Annotated in this window: 11 protein-coding genes; 5 read left to right on the top strand and 6 right to left on the bottom strand. The window is 39.7% G+C overall.

All coding sequences use genetic code 11. From position 1 onward, the window contains the following. Positions 1 to 50: 50 nt before the first annotated feature. The 3 genes from CYLST_RS07380 to CYLST_RS07370 form a co-directional block, all read right to left on the bottom strand. A complete protein-coding gene (locus CYLST_RS07380) occupies positions 51 to 2,144 on the bottom strand; it encodes an S-layer homology domain-containing protein (RefSeq protein ID WP_015207083.1) in 2,094 nt (697 codons plus the stop codon). Positions 2,145 to 2,329: 185 nt separating this feature from the next. After that, the gene (locus CYLST_RS07375; RefSeq protein WP_015207082.1) at positions 2,330 to 5,713 is read right to left on the bottom strand and encodes a helicase-related protein; all 3,384 of its coding nucleotides are present in this window, start codon (positions 5,711 to 5,713) and stop codon (positions 2,330 to 2,332) included. A 522-nt stretch (positions 5,714 to 6,235) separates the two neighbouring features. After that, positions 6,236 to 9,313 (bottom strand): Eco57I restriction-modification methylase domain-containing protein, encoded by a 3,078-nt coding sequence (locus CYLST_RS07370; protein WP_041233490.1) that lies wholly within the window; start codon positions 9,311 to 9,313, stop codon positions 6,236 to 6,238. Positions 9,314 to 10,018: 705 nt separating this feature from the next. Between CYLST_RS07370 and CYLST_RS07365 the strand changes: the two genes are divergently transcribed. From CYLST_RS07365 to purU, 5 genes are all read left to right on the top strand, one after another. Then, on the top strand, positions 10,019 to 11,026 hold the full coding sequence (locus tag CYLST_RS07365; protein WP_015207080.1) for an ABC transporter ATP-binding protein: 1,008 nt from the start codon (positions 10,019 to 10,021) through the stop codon (positions 11,024 to 11,026). Beyond that, on the top strand, positions 11,027 to 11,839 hold the full coding sequence (locus CYLST_RS07360; RefSeq protein WP_015207079.1) for an ABC transporter permease: 813 nt from the start codon (positions 11,027 to 11,029) through the stop codon (positions 11,837 to 11,839). 100 nt (positions 11,840 to 11,939) lie between these two features. Continuing rightward, entirely contained in the window at positions 11,940 to 13,859 is a 1,920-nt protein-coding gene (locus tag CYLST_RS07355) for a GldG family protein (protein WP_015207078.1), read from the top strand. A 136-nt stretch (positions 13,860 to 13,995) separates the two neighbouring features. After that, a complete protein-coding gene (locus tag CYLST_RS07350; protein ID WP_015207077.1) occupies positions 13,996 to 14,619 on the top strand; it encodes a DUF4340 domain-containing protein in 624 nt (207 codons plus the stop codon). A gap of 27 nt (positions 14,620 to 14,646) precedes the next feature. Further along, positions 14,647 to 15,501, top strand: a complete 855-nt coding sequence (gene purU / locus CYLST_RS07345; RefSeq protein WP_015207076.1) for a formyltetrahydrofolate deformylase — start codon at positions 14,647 to 14,649, stop codon at positions 15,499 to 15,501. A 180-nt stretch (positions 15,502 to 15,681) separates the two neighbouring features. Here purU and CYLST_RS07340 read toward each other — a convergent pair whose 3' ends face one another. The 3 genes from CYLST_RS07340 to CYLST_RS07330 all read right to left on the bottom strand — a co-directional run bounded on the left by CYLST_RS07340 (position 15,682) and on the right by CYLST_RS07330 (position 19,108). Continuing rightward, positions 15,682 to 17,004, bottom strand: coding sequence for an MFS transporter (locus tag CYLST_RS07340; protein ID WP_015207075.1), 1,323 nt, complete (start codon positions 17,002 to 17,004; stop codon positions 15,682 to 15,684). Between the two features lie 70 nt (positions 17,005 to 17,074). Then, positions 17,075 to 17,878, bottom strand: coding sequence for a cupin-like domain-containing protein (locus CYLST_RS07335; protein ID WP_015207074.1), 804 nt, complete (start codon positions 17,876 to 17,878; stop codon positions 17,075 to 17,077). 27 nt (positions 17,879 to 17,905) lie between these two features. After that, a complete protein-coding gene (locus tag CYLST_RS07330; RefSeq protein WP_015207073.1) occupies positions 17,906 to 19,108 on the bottom strand; it encodes an aldo/keto reductase in 1,203 nt (400 codons plus the stop codon). Positions 19,109 to 19,160 lie beyond the last annotated feature (52 nt).

Here is a 19,160-nt window from a genome sequence, read left to right as displayed (position 1 = left end):
TTATTCCCACGAGTTTCTTAGTTAATAGGCAGTGTTCTTCATTCTACTTGTCAACTGGTAATATGCAACACCACAATGTAGGGCGAGTTGATGGCTTTGGCGCGTCCGATGGCAACTAATGCCTGATAAACCATTGCTGCAACTTCGGCCCGTGTAGCTTCTCGCGTTGGCGCCAGCAGCTTTAGGTCGGGATAATTAACAATAATTGTTTGTTTGGTGGCAGTGGCTATGGCTGGCCGGGCATATTCGGGAATAGTATTGCGATCGCTATATGACAATAAAACTTCGTTATCGCTGGTAGATAGTCCCAGTCCATTGACTAAGGAAACAATTACCTGTAGCCGTTGCACGTTTTGTCCAGGGCGGAAGGTGCGATCGCTAAATCCGCTGACAAAACCACCGCTAGCAGCTATCTGGATGGCGCTAGCTGCCCAAAAATCTTTGGGTACGTCGGTAAATTCCGGCGCTGTCCGTTTGGGTGCAGGGTTAAAGGCAGCCGTCACTAAAGCCGCATATTGGCCGCGAGTCATCGGTTTATCTGGTTGGTAAGTGCCATCGGCAAAACCTTGAGTTAATTCCATACTCACTAAACCCCGGATAAATCCTTCGGCCCAATGTCCCACCAAGTCGCTGAATCCGGGAATATCAGCATCAGGATTGACAATATAGGGCGAGGCGATCGCTTTTTCTTTGCCGCTGGCGACTAATGCCTGATAAATTAATGCCGCCACCTCAGCGCGAGTGATATCCCGCATTGGTTCTATTTGGTCTATTTGCGGGTAATTCACCACTAGCAGTTTTTGGGTAGCAACGGCGATCGCATTGGTGGCATAACTGGGAATTTGGCCGCGGTCAGTGTAAACACTTAATACATTCGGATTGCCGCCGCTGTATTTTAACCCATTGACAACTGATACTAGAGCCTGAACCTTAGTCAAATTTTGCCCTGGTCGAAATGTCCCATCAGGAAAACCACTGGCAAAACCCATCTCAGCAGCACTCAAAATAGCTGAAGCTGCCCAAAAGTCCGGTTTAATATCCGTAAATTTACTCTGTTTATTACTGGCAGATAACTGAAAGGTTTTAGTAATCAAAGCCGCATATTGAGCGCGAGTAATTGGCGTTTCTGGTTGAAAAGTGCCATCTCCAAAGCCACTAATCAAGCCTTTATTTGCCAAAGCTGAGACAAAAGCCGCCGCCCAATGTCCATCCAAATCAGAAAAGCCAGAATTAACTCCTACTAAATTAGGTGTATCTGCTGTAGTGGCGATAAATTCTACTAGGCCCTTCACCTGGGTAGGATTCAACTGATTACCCACAGATATCAGCTTTTGTGATGATAAATTTTGTAAATCAAATTCCCCCTGTTCACGAAAAATATTGTCAGCAGGATCTTGGGCGTTACCTAAGTCAGGAACAGCATTTCCGTTCACCAACAGACCACCTTGGGTATTTTTGGTAATCAGATTTTGCCGCAATACTGGTTTAGCATCGCGAGAAAGCGCGATCGCCGTGCGGTTTGCTGATAGTTTGTTATTTGCTACCAAAGGAGCCGCAAAGTCACTAATAGCTATGCCCAAAGAGTTATTTTGAAAAACATTCCGCAGCACTTCCCCCTTGCTATTACGTGCCATAAATAACCCACTGGCAAGATTTTGCACAAACAGATTATCCACAATGGCAGGTTTGGCAGTGCCGGTCGTAAATATACCTTCCCGTCCACAGTTAGCCAAAGTATTATTAGCCAAAGTGGGTGCTGTCGATTCAATCCAGATACCAGTACCTTTGGCTGTAGAATTCGTCACCGTTACACCCAAAAGACTGGCATCGCCTAGCAACAGGATTGTGATATTTTGCACCCCAAAGCTAGGGCTTTGATACTCGCCACTCCCGGAAATCACAATCCCCTGACCTTTTTTTGCTTCGTTACCCACCACCAGCAACCCCGTAGGAATGACAAGGGGAAAAACCTCACCACTAGCAGCGCTGTAAGTTCCAGGTGCCAGTTGAATGATTCCCGGTGATTTGACAACTTTAAGGGCACGGCTAAGGCTTTTAAAGGCACTCAACCGGGAACCAGCATTGGCATCATTCCCTGTCACAGGGTTGACATAGAGTGTGGCAACGAGGGTAGAGTTCACCATTGATTCTTGAGAGTTAATTGCTTAACATACTTGTAACCGATTTTTTTCCAGTAGTATCCTCCTGGTAGAAAATATATCCGTCGCTACCCCTCGCTGTCGCTGGCTACACTTATATATAAATTATACAATTTTTATTTATATTTCTTAATAATCTGCCGACTCGTGCGATCGCCCCCAGTTATGAATTATGAATTATGAATTATAAATCCCTCACTGCATATAATCATGGGAATTGGCCGAGATAATTCTGAAATACTATGATGATTCACCCACTCCTGTATATTATGCTGGCGGTAAATACGCACCAGTTGATTAAACAATTCTTCACCTGTTATTCCATTGCGTCGCAGTATATTTAATTCCCGATTGACCACTTGAGTCAGAGAACTGCGAAACGCCTTTTCTAAAATATTTATTTGACTTTTTACTTCTTCGTCAACTATTATTTTAAATAACATTCTTAACTCACGTAAAATATATCGTTGTCCCTGAGTCAAGCGCTGGTTAAATTCTCTTTCTGCTTGACGATGTTTCACCTCTTCAGCAAATAGATTTTTCACACCCATAACCTGAGAGTTATGGTTTTGAGGAACTGTTATACTAGGAATAGTAGAATCAGCTTTAATTGCACCCAAAATGCGGGGAATGTCTCTAGAAACTATATTTCCCTTATTATCTAATAAAAACAATTGTTGATAACCCTTGATATCCGGTCGATTTGGGTCTGATGCTTCACAAAAAACAAAAGTACCCTGATGCTGTAATGAGAATTTAGCAGTGCGGATACCCTGGGGTAAATTAGCAATTCGCTCAAATTCTTCTGGATTATCTTTCTGTAATTTTCTGAGAATTTCCTCAGCTTCATTTAAATTCAAAAAATCCTCTTCGTCATTATCAAAGAGACTCAATTGTTTAGCTTCTTGCTCATAAATAGCATACATTGCTTCTTCATTTAATTGTTCACTACCATCAAGAATCGCTGCATCTTCACCGATAGTATCATGAATTTCCTGAATCCTATTTTTCAGCTTTTGCCTTAAACCTAAATTGCGTTCAATACCTAACTCAGGTAAAAAATTATATCCATAAATTATATCCTTTTCGCTGCCAATTCTATCAATTCTGCCAAAACGTTGAATTAATTTAACTGGGTTCCAGTGTAAATCATAATTTATAATTAAATCCCCATCTTGGAGATTTAACCCTTCTGCTAAAACATCGGTAGCAACAAGGGTATTTATTTCCGATTCCCCAGACTTAAATTTATATTCCCGATTAGCATTAGGTGCAAATCTTCCCACCAAACGAGATTTATTCTTATTGCTACCGCTATAAATTACCTCAATATCATCACATTTACCTTGGGGGTTTAAATTCTCATAAAGGTATCTAGCAGTATCAGCATATTGAGTAAAAATTAACCTTTTTTTATCCCTAAGAAGAGGTTTATTTAACCATTTAAGCAAAGTTTGTAATTTAGCATCTTTATCAGGCGTAATTGGCTCAACTAATGCTATAATCTTTTTAAAAATATTAATATCATGTGCGATATGCTGCTGTAACTTCTTTCCATCAAAGTCTGCTAAATCATATTTATCAGAAACTTGACGTAACCCATCAATCAAATCTTGCTCCTCCCCTGCGTTAACATCTTCCGATAGCAGAGTTTGCGCTTCTTCTCCTGCGGGAATAAAACCTTGAGATAGCGCATTGACAAATCTTTCATGGACTAACAATAATTTTTTAATAGTTTCTTGGAAAGCATAAACACTCGACTCAAAGCGTTTAAATAACAACACTCGCATCAGTCCGCGCAGATTAGAACCCGCACGCTGTAAAGTATTATAAGGTTCTTGCTTTTGTTTATCCTTTAAAACATAATTCCAAAGTCCATATCGCGCATAGCTAAGTTCATTAGTGGGTGGTTTGACTAATTGACGCTTGCGAGACTTACCCATGTATTGACGTAATTCCTGGTACAGTCCTTGGTATGTATCCTCAATACTGTACTCAATAGTTTCTAATTCTCGCTTCGGGAAAAAACGATGTTTACCACCGACAACCACATAAGCGCGTCGGGTTCCGTCGAGGTATTCTCGAAAGTTAGTTGAGTCTACATCTTTATGGGTTTGTGAGTCACGTCCATAAAAACGTAAGATATGGTTACGGGTGCGACGAATCAGAATATGCGAGAGTAATTCTGGTAATTTTTTCTCTCCTTTTTCGACTAACTGGAAATATTCCTTTAAGTTTGGGGGGTCTATCGGTAAATCTGTATTATCATCTTGGTGAAATAGCTTTAATTGGTGGTAAATATCCCAAGCACTTTTATTGCGGGGAGTTGCAGTTAGCAAGCAACAACGTTTACCAGCAGCTAAAAAAGTTTCTAAAACTTTATATCTTTGGGTATTGTGATTTCGCAAATTATGACTTTCGTCAATTAAAACAAAATCTCTATCCTTATATTTGAAATCTTCTAATAAAACCTTAAACCCGCTTTCCTCACCTTCTTTCAGCATTCCCATTGATAAAATGCGAGCATTTAGCTGGTAAACTTCATTATAACGTTCCCACATTTCTAGCAGCGGTGCGGGACAAATAATTAAAGGACGTGCGCGTTCTGTTTGTTCAAAACGTTTAACAATTGCAGCACCGATAAAGCTTTTACCTAGTCCGACAACATCAGAAACAAAAGCACCTCCATAGTCGCGGATATTTTGAACTGCGTTATTAACAGCAACTTTTTGAAACTCAGCTAATTGTTTAGTAATTTCGTCATCTTGTAAAATTAAATCTTTGGGGTTTATATCTTCTAATCTATCTTTGACTAAACTATAGAGAGTTTTCATATAAATATCATAAGGAGTGACTGGAGAAACAGCCCAAGATTGTTTCATTTCCCGCATTAAAGCTTCATTAAAATCTTCTGCTTCGTTCCAAAGTTCTTCAAACCAGTTAGTTAATTCTCTATGGTTATCGTTACCGTGAATGATGACGTTGAGTTCTGTATTATGGGAGATACCAGAAAGGGTAAGGTTGGAAGAACCAACTACAGCGATACCTTTCTCTGTCCGTTCTAATAATCTACCTTTAGCATCATATATAGTACCATAATCGAAAATATAGGCTTTAGCGTGTAATGTTCCTTTGGTGTAAACACGGACTTGCAGCCGTTTTTCTTCTATCATCTGCACGAGATTTTTAACTAATGTTTCAGCTTCGTCTGTCTGATCCATTAGTTCTATGCTAGAACGGATATTAGCTGCTGTATCTTGAGCCATCCGTTTTTCTTCGCTGCGTTTTGGGTAGGTTTGGGCTTCGATTTTATCGGCTATTAATTCTAATCTGCGATATCCTTGGGCTATTTGTTCGATAGTTTCGCGGTTGCTGGTGTTTCCAATTAATAAGCGGAGTTGTTTAATATTGGTGAGGGGTTTAGCTATAGCGGTGAAACCGGAAAGAAAGAAGTAACCAACTGCAAATTTTGCAGATTCTGTAGTGTCGAGTATGCGGTTTATTTGGTCTACTAATTTTTGATTTCGGTTGTCTATTATGTCGTGTGTGGGCATAGTTTTTAATTGTTTAATCAAATTTAGAACTTACGCATTAACAATAAACAGCAAATATCGGGTATGGTTTGTGTCGTTAAAAGTCTTAATAAGGTGCGTTAGGGAACGCACCCTACAGTTAATCTTCTGATATATCACAAAATTAAGAAGCTGGGTTAAGAAACACATTTTACAGGTAGGATGCGTCCCCTGACGCATCACAAATTTAACAAATAGCTCTCATTACGGTTCATTTAAGGAGCTAAACTCAAAAGGTGCGTTAGGGAACGCACCCTACAGATAATCTTCTCATATCTCACAAAATTAAGAAGGTGGGTTAAGAAACAAATTTTACAGGTAGGATGCGTCCCCTGACGCATCACAAAGTTAGCAAATAGCTCTCATTACAATTCATTTAAGGAGCTAAACTCAGTATATATACAGGTTGGCTTGAGGAACGAAACCCAACATTTGATACTGAATATATATGATGAATTGTTGGCTAGAATCTGAAACCCCACCTACAATATTAATTATCAATTATCAGAGTCCATACAGGGTTGCGACTCTTTCATCTATTTCTTTTTCCCATTGTTCACAGTTAACACCTTTTGCGTCTAGGCATTTTTGAACTAATTTAGTTATTGTTTCTCGTTCTTTTATTGATGCGTTGGGAATGGGAATTTTTTCAACGTAAAATGATTTAAGTCGAATGCGTCCACCTTTATCCGCGTCACCAAGTACAGCACACTGTTCTACTACATAAGACCAGACTGTATTAGAATTTAATAATCCAAGAAGATACAAGTCATCAACAGCGATACAACTAGCAGTTGCATCGAGATAATAACCTGTTTTGTCCAAGGTAAATCTCGCAGATTTACCAATATCAGGAAAGACAATTTTATTTTTTTGAAATTCTTGAAAAAAGGAAATATTGTCTTGAATTTCATACCATTGGTAAGAGCCTGATTTACGGCCTTGCCATTTATCTAATGATGAACAATTTCGCGGTTTTGGTTCTAGTAGCGGACGTAATTGAGTAAGATATTGTTTAACCGCAGGATAAGCGTTTATATTAAGACCCCGCTTAGTAAATATAACCCATTTATTTTGGTAATTTATTTGCCATTTACGAACATTATCACCAACAACTAGAGCCTTGATAATTTCTGCGCTTTTAGGGTCTTTATCAATCAATTCGGCTCTTGTTAATGCGTCAATGTAAAAGGCTTTATTAAAACCAGTAACTATACCTCGATAAATCTGACCTTTGACATATTCACCTAAGGGAATACCTGCTGCTTCCATTTTTTGCAAACGGTTAGCAGAAGATGTATGTGTTAGTACCCAATTCGCATCCTTGATAGCTGTATGTGGTAAACTTTGACCCTTATCTCGAATAATTTCTGAAACATCAGGATAAGGAGGTTCTAAAGATTTAACTTGAGTAAAAATAGTTGAGTTACTTCCTAGTTTTCCATTCTGACAAATAAAAATCATCGGGAAAGTAGCAGCACTTGCAAATACAGGTAACTCACCAAAATCTGTAATACTGTAAACTTGACAAGTTTCAGCAATATACTTTCTCAGCTTTTCCCCATACTTTGCACGAAACCATTTATTAGGAGTAATAAACGTTAACATTCCTCCATCGCGTAACAGTTGCAAAGCACGCGCGTAAAAGAAACAATATAAATCAGATGTTCCTGTATAAACAGAAGCATAAATTTTTTGCAATGCAGGTTTTAAATGTTTAATTAATTCCTGTCTAACATAAGGAGGGTTGGCTACAATAATATCAAAACCACCATCTGCAAATACTTCTGCAAACTCTACACCCCAATCAAAACCAGCTTGTGCTGTGGGAGTTCCATAGGTTATCAACCTAACTTCTTTTTTTAAATTATCAATTTCTTTTTCTAAATTCTCCTTTTTACCTCCTTCCGAAGTTCGCAAATATTCGGCTTTTTTCTGACGATATTGATTTATTACCTCACTCCTAATCATTCCTGTGGTTGCTGGACTAGGTGCTGTTAAACTATCACCAATTTCAATTTTATATTTCAGGTTGGGTAAGGGTTCGGGTTTATCACCTTCGTAGTCTACAGCTAGAGATAACCACAACCGCAACCTAGCAATATTTACCGCAAATACATCAATATCTACACCATAAAGGTTGTTTTGGATAATTTCTAACTTGCTTTCATAAATGCTTTTAAAGGGAATTTCATTGTTAGCAGCAATTAAACTCTGATGTAAATCTAGCAATTCGTGCAGCATTCCTAATAAATATGCTCCACTTCCGCAAGCTAAATCACAACATTTGACTTTATGCAATGCGTCTAAAATCACTTCTGGATTATTTAAATTAGATGCGTCATGTTCATCAACAAATTCATCTATGCTTTTACTATTCTCCTTTTGATTAATTATGAATCCTGAGTTATCAATTATGAATTTTTCCAAGTAGCCTTTAATGGCTTCACGACACATAAAAGAAACTATCGGTTTAGGTGTGTAATAACTTCCCGATTCATGTCTACCTGTAACTAATTCTTCAAATATTTTACCCAACATTTCTGGGTCAACTGCGACATCTACATCGAAGGGTGTGCTTTCGGTAACGGTAAATGCAAAGCGTTGAAATAAATCATGCAAAATGCTATCTATGCAATTATCAGGAATGATTATTTGAGGATTTTTATCATCGTTGTCTTCCTCAAATAAGCCACCATTCAGGTAGGGTACAGTACCTATTAATTCTTTGAGAAAACCACCATTGTTGATGCCAATAATATCATGTTGCTGGGGGTTATTTAAACATCTAAAAAAAAGATGTGCAAGTCTGTCTCTATAAAAGTTTTTGTTTGATGTGTCTTTGTCGTCTTGGTAATCTTTCCATAAGGCTGAGAGATAATCTCTATTACCTTTAAAATCTAACCAGCCTTTTTTTTGAATAAAGGCAATAAACATGATGCGGTTAAAAAGCTTTTGGGTGAATAACCGCTTTTGTTCGTTGTCTTGAATTCCTGTAATTAATGCTTCAACTTTTTTAAAGGTTTTTCGATATTCCCTAAAAAATTCTTGGGTGACTTTCTCGACATCAAAGGCTTCATCATGGAGTGTTTGAATGTCTAAGGTTGATGCATTGGGATGATTTTCTAAATCTAATTTACTTAATCTTTCTGTCGCTGTGCGTAATGGTTCTCCTTCTCCAACTGTTATCCGTCGAAATAGCCTTTGTTTTTTAGGTGTTTTGTCGTATTTGACGTTGATAAAATGCCAGCGGGATTGTGATTTGTTAGAAAATACAAATAGTGTATAAGGATGTTCTTTGAGTAATGCATTAACTATAATTCTTTCACTTTGTCTTGATAAAGCTTCTGATTTTAGATGGGTGTAAATAATATGAAAATCGTTATCTATTCCCCCAGAAGCCAATAACAATGGGTCTTCTGTCAGTTGATTAGCAACTGCTTTATTTAGTGTCCGACGCGAAAGATGTTGGTTGACTCTTTCGTAGTTCAGTTGACTCCAAAACATTTTTTTGAGTGTATCAATGTTTCTCAGACTTTGGAGTGATTTTGAGACAGAATCTTGTAGTTGTGATGTTGACATAAGCACACCCATAACGGTAGAGGAATTCATGCTGTTCGGTTAGCGTGTTCATTGAATATCGCCCCCAAACCCACTTAAAAGAGGGGGGGTACATTCTCTATTTGCACTCCTATTAGAAAGTGAAAATGTATTGCTGAGAGGAAGCAGCAGACTTGATTGTTTAGTAATTATTTTCGCTTTTAGTAGAATAAGTGTACTGATAATACTTAGTCAATTGATACGTTTGTATTGCTAGATTTCCTGAATAGATTATTTGGCAAATGCCTAAATATCTAAGTGATCTTTTATGTTTTATTGGTATGAATTACGGTGCTTTATTAATAAAATCACGGGGAAATTACCTTTTTGGAATTTCTCTCGCTAGAGAAAAATATGAAATTCTTAATTAATAAGAATTTTGTCAATTGTGGAGAAATATAATTTAATTTATCGGTTGAAATCTAAAGTTTCTCTATTAGACATCTGGTGGTAAACAATGTAAAGACGTTGCATGCAAGGTCTCTATAAGGGTTTTGGATAATGCATATTTAATTGTCGAAGAGACGCATGGATAATTTTATGAAGGTGCGTTCCCTAACGCACCCTACTTGGAAGGGGTCGCAGGAATGGGAGGTGGTGTGAGAAAGCTAACATGGTAGCCGCAAGACAAGAATGTGGAGAAAATGCCACTATTGTGGATATTAAATTGCGATCGCTAGCAGACCGATGATTGAAGTTGAACATTTAAGTAAAATATACGGTTCTACCCCAGCGATAAATGATGTCACTTTTAGGGTTGAACCAGGGGAAATATTAGGGTTTTTGGGGCCGAATGGCGCTGGCAAAACTACAACCATGCGAATTTTAGCCGGCTATTTACCAGCGTCCAGCGGTACAGCCCGAATTGCCGGCTATGATGTCCATGATAATTCCCTCTCTGTGCGCCAGAGAATCGGCTATTTACCGGAAACACCGCCGTTATACCCCGAAATGACAGTTGAGGGATTTTTGGACTTTGTCGCGCGAATTAAGGGAGTACCCGCAGGCGATCGCCCCAACAAGGTCAAAGCAGCGATGGAACGCTGCAATTTACAAGACAAACGCCGGGTAATTATTCGCAAACTGTCTAAAGGATATCGTCAAAGAGTTGGCATCGCCCAAGCGATCGTTCATGATCCACCCGCGATCATTTTAGATGAACCCACCGTCGGACTTGATCCCCGGCAAATCATCGAGGTGCGGAATTTAATTAAAAGCCTTGCAGGGACGCACACCATTATTCTGTCTACCCACATTCTGCCAGAAGTGAGCATGACTTGCAGCCGTGTCGCCATCATTAATCGTGGTCAAATAGTCGCGACTAATACCCCAGAAAACCTGATGGCGCAGTTGTCAGGGGGTTCAGGATATGAGTTAGAGATAGTGGGAGAAGCGGCTTTAGCAAAACAAGTATTGCAAAATATCTCCGGTGTCAGTCTGGTAGAATCAATGCCGACGGCGCTCATGCATAGTTCCCCCCAAGATAACCGCGCCTATCTGCGGGTAATATCGCAACCGGGAAAAGAACCAGGACGGGATATTGCTACAGCCTTGATGCGTGCAGGATTTAGTTTAAATGAAATGCGGCGAGTCAGCGCTACTCTGGAAGATGTGTTTTTGCAATTGACTACGGAAGAAAAGAACTTGCAGACTGAAGTAGACTCAGCAGCAGCCATAGAAGGAGAAACCCCATAAATGGGTATAGTACTGGGTAATATTATTGCCATTTATCGCCGAGAGTTACAGAGTTATTTTGTTTCACCTTTGGCTTATGCGATCGCAGGCGCGTTTTGGTTCATCGCAGGGTTATTCCTAGTCATGATTTTGCTAGGCCCAGATGGGATTTTGCCAGCAGTCGCCGACATAGATTTACAAGGGCAACAATTAGGAGTACCAATACCGCCGATAGATGTACCTTACGAATTTGTGCGGGCATTTTTAGACCGGATGGGGTGGCTGTTGTTGTTCGTGCTGCCAATTCTCTCGATGGGACTTTACGCCGAAGAACGCAAGCGGGGCACTTTGGAACTTTTAGCCACGTCACCAGTCACCAATTGGGCAGTAGCGGTGGGTAAGTTATTAGGAGTGCTAACGTTTTTTATCACTATGCTGATGCCGATGCTAGTCTTGGAAGCGATCGCCATCAACGGCTCAAATCCACCAATGTCACCCACAATTCCCTTACTGGGTCATTTGGGCTTAATCTTGCTAGCAGCGGCAATATTGTCCTTGGGAATGTTTATTTCCTCATTAACAGACAGCACAATTTTGTCTGCTGTCCTCACCTTTGCCGTAATTTTATTGCTATTATTCGTTGATTTGATCGCCAAAACTATCCCCGGCCCCCTGGGTGAAGCCTTGGGTCATTTGTCGTTACTCAAACACTACAACATCTTAGTTCAAGGCATTTTCGACACCAGCGCCTTGCTTTTATTTGCCAGTTACATTGTTTTGGGCATCTTTCTCACCGCCCAATCAATAGATGCCCTACGCTTCCAACGTAATTAGTTATTAGTCATTAGTTAGTAGTCATTAGCAAAGACAATTGACCAATGACCAATGACCAATGACCAATGACCAATGACCAATGACCAATGACCAATGACCAATGACTAATTTCGCAAAAAAGCAATTTTGGACATTTCTGTTTTGGCTGGGCCCCTTCTGTGTTGTTGTCGGCTTAACAGCTGGGTTAATCTCGGAAACCTGGGGACGAATCCCCTTAGCATTTCTAATTACGGGCATTGTCATCTGTGGGTTGTGGATAGTCTGGCAAACCCAGCAGAGTAAATGGTGGAGGAGTCGTTCTACCCAAGCCGGGACTAATGCCCTAATAGCAACTATCGCCGTCTTGGTAATTTTGGGATTAATTAACTTTTTGGGTACTCGCTACCACCTGCGAAGAGATTTAACAGAAACCCAGTTGTTTACCCTTGCCCCTCAATCACGGGAATTGGTGCGGACTTTGCCACAGCCAGTTAAGGTGTGGATATTCGACACAACTCAAAATCCCCAAGACCGAGAATTACTAGAAAATTATCAGCGGCAAAGTTCAAAGTTTACCTTTGAGTACATTAATCCCCAAGCAAAACCAGGACTAGCAGAAAAATTTGCCGTCAAAGAACCTGGTGAAGTTTACCTAGAATCTGGGGATAAACGGCAATTAGTAGATGTATTAAATCAGAATGTACGCCTCACAGAAATTAGATTAACTAATCGCCTGCAACAAATCATCAGTCCAACTACTGTTAAAGTTTATTTCCTCCAAGGTCACGGCGAACACCAACTATCAGCCGGCAAAGAGGCAGTCTCACAAGCGGTTCAGGCATTAGGTGACAAAAACTTCACAACCTCACCGCTGAATTTAGCAGACAATGCCAAAATTCCGGAAGATGCCACTGTCTTGATCGTAGCTGGACCCACGCGATCGCTATTTGAGGGTGAAGTCAAAGCCTTACAAGATTATCTCAATCGTGGCGGTAACTTACTGCTGATGATAGATCCCAAAACCGATCCTAAAATTGACAACCTGCTAAAAGAGTGGGGAGTGCGCCTAGATAATCGTTTAGCAATTGATGTCTCTGGAGAAAGCCTAGGACTTGGCCCTGCTGCCCCCTTAGTGACAGAATACGGACAACATCCAATCACCAAAGATTTTGGTAACGGCATTTCTTTTTACCCTGTTGCCCGACCTCTGGAAATTACCCCAGTGGCTGGTGTTGAGTCAACTCCCCTACTGCGAACCAAACCCTATCCCAACAGTTGGGCAGAAAGCGACCAACAAAACGAAAAGTTAGAGTTTAACGAAGGTAAAGACCTCAAAGGGCCTCTGACTTTGGGCATGGCGTTTAAAAGAAAACTAACAGCCAAATCTAGCCCGACACCAACAACATCACCAACACCTCAAAGTCAACCTAGCCCGACACCAACAACATCACCAACACCTCAAAGTCAACCTAGCCCGACGCCAACAACATCACCAACACCTCAAAGTCAACCTAGCCCGACGCCAACAACATCACCAACACCTCAAAGTCAACCTAGCCCGACGCCAACAACATCACCAACACCTCAAAGTCAACCTAGCCCGACGCCAACAACATCACCAACACCTCAAAGTCAACCTAGCCCGACGCCAACAACATCACCAACACCTCAAAGTCAACCTAGCCCGACACCAACAACATCGCCAACACCTCAAAGTCAACCTAGCCCGACACCAACAAATCAAGCCGAACCCAAACCCGCACCCACTCCCACCGAATCAAGATTGGTAGTGTTAGGAAATTCAGATTTTGCTACCGATGGCTTATTTCAGCAGCAACTAAATGGAGATGTCTTCCTCAACTCCGTTACTTGGCTGAGTCAGCAAGATCAGCAACCCCTTTCGATTCGCCCCAAAGAACCGAAAAATCGTCGCATCACCCTGTCAACTAACCAAGCTAATCTTTTAATCTTGTCTTCTCTGTTGGTTTTACCCCTAGTTGGTTTAGTCACCGCAGCTATTATCTGGTGGCGACGACGTTAATACACAAGAGTACAAAAGTCAATTTTAGGAAAATGGAACCACAGATAAACCACGAGATTTACACAGATAATTCAGGGTATTATTTGGTGGCGACGACGTTAATTATTAGCTGTTGATAACTGATAACTGACTAAACATGAAATTGCCGCGAACCACTTTAATTTTGATACTACTAGCCCTAGCTTTAGGTGGGTTTGTTTACTTCCATGAAATTCAAGGTGCGACTCAACAAGCAGAAAATCAGGATAAACAGCCGCAACTTTTCGCTTTTACCGCCGATGATGTCCAGTCTTTGACAGTAAAAAATCAAAATTACGCCTTGAATCTAGAACGCAACAATCAATCTGAGAAGCCCAAGTGGTTAATCAAATCTCCAATATCGGCACCAGCAAATGATGCTATTGTCTCTTATTTGCTGGATTTGTTGGTCAAAGGTAATAACAATAACACTTTATCAACCTCCGACAACCAACTGGGAGAATTTGGTTTAGATCAACCCCAGGCAACTATCAGCATCAACCTAAAAAATCAGCAACGTCATCAGTTGATTTTAGGTAGACCCGATTATAACAAGCGTTTCTTGTATGCTCAAGTTGACCCTGCTGCTAAACCAAATGGAAATATCAATTTGCTGTTGGTTTCTACAGATTTTGGCAATGCAGTTAACCGAGAGCTATCAGAGTGGAAACAACCCGAAATTAACATTGAGCCAAAACCTACACCCATCAGTCCCCAACCAACTCCGACAACCAGCAAATAAGTAATTATTAATTATTGCCATATTTTCATGAAAAATTCAAAAGCAACTTTGCTAATTTCCTGTCCTGACCAGCGGGGATTGGTGGCGAAATTTGCCAATTTCATCTATTCTAATGGTGGTAATATCATCCATGCAGATCAGCATACAGATTTTGCCGCTGGGTTATTTCTCACCCGCATAGAATGGCAGTTAGATGGATTTAATTTGCCCAGAGATTTGATTAGCCCAGCATTTAATTCTATTGGTCAACCTTTAGGGGCTAAGTGGGAACTGCACTTTTCTGATACCGTGCCTCGCATTGCTATTTGGGTTAGTCGGCAAGACCATTGTTTATTTGATTTGATCTGGCGACAACGGGCTAAAGAGTTTACTGCTGAAATTCCCTTAATTATTAGCAATCATCCTGATTTAAAAGTGGTAGCAGATCAATTTGGAATTGACTTTCAACATATTCCCATTACTAAGGACAATAAACAAGAACAAGAAGCTAAACAACTAGAATTACTGCGGCATTACAAGATTGATTTAGTTGTTTTAGCAAAATATATGCAAATTGTCAGTGCAGACTTTATTAGCCAGTTTCCGCTAATTATCAATATTCATCACTCATTTTTACCAGCTTTTATCGGTGCAAACCCTTACCACCGAGCTTTTGAACGTGGTGTAAAAATTATTGGGGCAACGGCTCATTATGCTACTGCCGATTTAGATGCCGGGCCAATTATTGAGCAGGATGTGGTGCGGGTAAGTCACCGTGATGAAGTGGACGATTTGGTGAGAAAGGGGAAGGATTTGGAAAGAGTGGTGTTAGCCAGAGCAGTGCGATCGCATTTACAAAATCGCGTGTTAGTTTATGGAAATAGGACAGTAGTATTTGAGTGATTTAGAATAAACATCGATTGTAGGGTGCGTCAGACTCGATAAATCTGGCAAATAAACAGATTTTTGACATCTGACGCACCCTACAAAGCCGTGCCAGTTGCGTAAGTCCTGTTAGTATCTGTGCAACTGTAGAGCAGAGCATCCGTTTACTTTGATGGCTTGTGACAACGTGGCTTAAATTTAATCGCTCTTGTAGTCAGGCACAATAATTTCTACGTCTCGCAATTTACGCCAGCTATACCCAGCTAAACCAAGAAGTACACCCAATAAAGAGAATAAACTATATTGAAGTACTATCCCTGAACTAGAACTAGTACCGAATAAGCCGCCAAATATAGGTGATAGGCTACCTCCAGCCATCATCGCCGGTCGGAAAAAATTATCAGCTAGCGGCCCGGAGACCGCCAGTCCTATCGGCGAAGCTATCAAAGTCAGCAGATAGCGAGTAGTAAATACCCGTCCTTGTACATTCGGTGGTACTTTAGACAGCCAAATAACTTGATTAGAACTAGCTATCAATGGCCAAAAAACAGTTGCCAAAAAGCCGATAATCATCCAAAGTGCAGGCAGATTGACTAAGGTAAATACTACCATCAGGCCATAGTAGAATATTGTACCTAGCAATAAACCATCAATGCGGCGCTTAAATCCACCCCAAACGCTCAATAACACAGCGCCAACTAGACCACCTAAACCAATAGCAGACTGCACACTAGCAAACACGCCGGCATCATTATTACTCCGAGCCAAAATAAAAGACGAATGTATTCCTAGAAGAATGGAATCAACTGAGTGAAAAATTACTAGAAACAGTAGGAGAGCTAGTAAACCTGGATTTTGGATAATGTAGCGACACCCAAAAGTTATATCTTGCCAAATTTTTGCGTCTTTTTGTTCAACTTCACTAACTAGAGGTTGGGGTATATGCACTAAGCAAATGGTGCAGAGTGCAATGATAAATGTGACAATATCAATCGTCAGGATACCTTGCAAGCCCATTACATAATAAATTGCGCCAGCCAAACCTGGTGCTATGATATTTGAAGCAAACCCCCCGATATGTTCAGTCATCACAACAGCTCGCGTGTAATGCTGTTTTGGTACAAGGGTAGAGATAGAAGTTGAAAAAGCAAAATACTGGAAATGACGAAAAGGCCCAATAATCAGCGCAATGACGTAGATGTGCCAAACTTCCAGATGATTCGCTAAAAAGATTAATAGGATAGCAATCGTCGAGATACCAGTTACCGTATCTCCTATAATCATTAACATCTGGCGATTCCATCTATCAACAAATACGCCGATAAATAGAGCAGTGAATAACTTTGGTATTTGATTAAAGAAAAGAATTAAAGATAAAGAAGTAGCTTGTCCAGTAACATCCCATGCCCAAATAGTAATTGCAAAATAAGTCATTTCTGAGCCAATAGCTGACAACAACTGACTTGCCCAGATGAGAGTAAAAGTGCGGAAATTAGTCTGTTCTATATCTTCTTTTTTCAAATTACTTCTCCTACTAAAGTGGCAGAGAATGCCACTTTAGGTATTTTCCTCTTTCGATTAAACTTTTGTATTAGGCACTGTTAGCCATATTTTTATTAAAAGCTGGATGTTGTTCCCAAAATTCACATATTTTATGTGTATAAACCCACATATTAACATTAATAGAAGTTGTAATTGAAAATGCTTGATGCCACCAAAAAGCAGGAATAAAAAGTATATCCCCCTGATTAAGCACAGCTTTTAATCCAATAAGTTCATCAAATAAAGGAAATTTGGCTAAGTCTGGTTGCTGGGAATTAATAGGACTTGACCATAGTCCATCATTAATCTTTTCAACATATAGTTTTTTATATTCTTCAGGGGCAAATAGTAAAAATATTTTTTCTCCAAAAATCTGTGCATTAAAATTATGGTAGTCATCATTATGTATAGTTGATTTTTGGTTAGCTCCTCCAATCCAAAGACGTAAGTCATAACCGCTATTTTCAGGAAAGTAATTAGGAAACTCGAAATCTGGTCTAACCTGATCAAGATATGGTTTAGCCAAAGGAGAATCAAAGGGAATGTTACCTAGATATAAGCGTTTTTTACCCTCTATTGGTTCAGACAAAATACTGTCTATATAATCAGCAATAGTAATTACTTTTTTTTCTCCTAATCCCCCAAAAAAAACATCTATTTCATCGTCACTTGCTCTTAAAGGAGCAATTACATCTCCAAACATAGCTTTAAATGTTTCAGGTTTCCAATGGAAATATGCTTTCCATTCATTTGCGACACCAGAAATAATTACTGGCTTGTCTTGCTTGACAAACTCATTTTGAAATTCGGCAACTGATGGATTATCAATGCGTTCAATAGGTTGAAGATTCATATCTAGTTCCTTGGATGAAAAATATCGTTATTTTTTGGCGATACAAGATAGATGGGATAAGTCAAAATCAGATTTTCCACTAACTATTTTCATCCTCTTTAAAACTTCTATAATGTCGTGAGTAAGTTCTGTAAACTTGTCCATTGCTAGTAGTGGATAAGCTGAGATTATGAGATTTTCTTGCACATGGTTTGGAGCTTTCATTCCAACAAGAGCAGTGAGAAGACCAGGGACGCTACGTGTATATTGAAGTGCGCGTTGACAATCAGTTTTGAAGTTTTCGTCGAAGCCGATAGAAATTGTGTCTGGTATCTGACCATTAACTTGTGCTTGGCAAAGGGAAGCACTAGCTATGGAAGTTAAACCCAAACGATAAGCTGCTTCTAATAATGGAATTTGTTCTCCTTGGACGTTCTGATTTGGTAAGAGCAATGCTTCTAGCATAGACATATTATAGGGAAATTCAATAAATCTAAAACTATCAACTTTATTTCTAGCTACTTCCCTAGCAATAGATTTTATTCGTGCTAAATTCAAATATTTATCAGAATTAGCAGGTACACGCAAACCGTCCCAAGTTGCTAAACCATAAGCGGCAATTTTACCGCTATCTACTGCTTCTTCCATTACCTCAAAAGCATCTCGCAATCTTTCATACAATATACTAGGGTCAATTTCAGAAAGTTGAACTTCTGGATTGTGAATATAATAGATATCAATTGTTTGTACACCCAAATTCTCTAAACTCAAGTCAATTTGCTCGCGCAAGTATTCGGGATGTATACAATGACAATTTTCAATGAAGTCTTTTTCATTGATGGTGAAACTGTTGGAATTTATATAATGTTGACGAAACCAATCTACATATTCTGGGTTTTCATGGGTGAGAAAACCACCTTTAGTACAGATAATTAATTCATCCCTTGATACTTCAGCAGACTGCACAAGATATCTGATGGCATTTCCTACGCAACGTTCTGCTTGCTGATTGCGATAGCCAATAGCGGTATCAATTAAATTAACACCGCGTCGAACTGATTCAATGATTGCTTGATTAACAAGATCATCTGTTTGCTCATCAGATACACCAAGATAGGTTCCAATACCAATAGAACTGGCAATCAATTCGCTAGATGCTCGAAAATGATCTGGTGAACAATGATTTGCATGTTTTTTCTGGTAACGCTGTGTCCCTTCTAGAGTAGCTCTGCCTGGTATTGTCATGTTCATTTTTAGCTGTACCAAAAATTTGAGTTTTGAAATTATAATCGAGATTTGTATA

The sequence above is a fragment of the Cylindrospermum stagnale PCC 7417 genome (genome assembly GCF_000317535.1).
GTDB classification, from domain to species: domain Bacteria; phylum Cyanobacteriota; class Cyanobacteriia; order Cyanobacteriales; family Nostocaceae; genus Cylindrospermum; species Cylindrospermum stagnale.
Note: the sequence above shows the minus strand (reverse complement) of the source record. Positions and strands in the feature narration are given on the sequence as shown.

What these genes read in the sequence shown, in the direction of transcription:
- CYLST_RS07330 (WP_015207073.1), bottom strand. Translation starts at nt 19,108, where the DNA reads ATGAACATGACAATACCAGGCAGAGCTACTCTAGAAGGGACACAGCGT.
- CYLST_RS07375 (WP_015207082.1), bottom strand. Translation starts at nt 5,713, where the DNA reads ATGCCCACACACGACATAATAGACAACCGAAATCAAAAATTAGTAGAC.
- CYLST_RS07365 (WP_015207080.1), top strand. Translation starts at nt 10,019, where the DNA reads ATGATTGAAGTTGAACATTTAAGTAAAATATACGGTTCTACCCCAGCG.
- CYLST_RS07360 (WP_015207079.1), top strand. Translation starts at nt 11,027, where the DNA reads ATGGGTATAGTACTGGGTAATATTATTGCCATTTATCGCCGAGAGTTA.
- CYLST_RS07350 (WP_015207077.1), top strand. Translation starts at nt 13,996, where the DNA reads ATGAAATTGCCGCGAACCACTTTAATTTTGATACTACTAGCCCTAGCT.
- CYLST_RS07380 (WP_015207083.1), bottom strand. Translation starts at nt 2,144, where the DNA reads ATGGTGAACTCTACCCTCGTTGCCACACTCTATGTCAACCCTGTGACA.
- CYLST_RS07370 (WP_041233490.1), bottom strand. Translation starts at nt 9,313, where the DNA reads ATGTCAACATCACAACTACAAGATTCTGTCTCAAAATCACTCCAAAGT.
- CYLST_RS07355 (WP_015207078.1), top strand. Translation starts at nt 11,940, where the DNA reads ATGACTAATTTCGCAAAAAAGCAATTTTGGACATTTCTGTTTTGGCTG.
- CYLST_RS07335 (WP_015207074.1), bottom strand. Translation starts at nt 17,878, where the DNA reads ATGAATCTTCAACCTATTGAACGCATTGATAATCCATCAGTTGCCGAA.
- purU (WP_015207076.1), top strand. Translation starts at nt 14,647, where the DNA reads ATGAAAAATTCAAAAGCAACTTTGCTAATTTCCTGTCCTGACCAGCGG.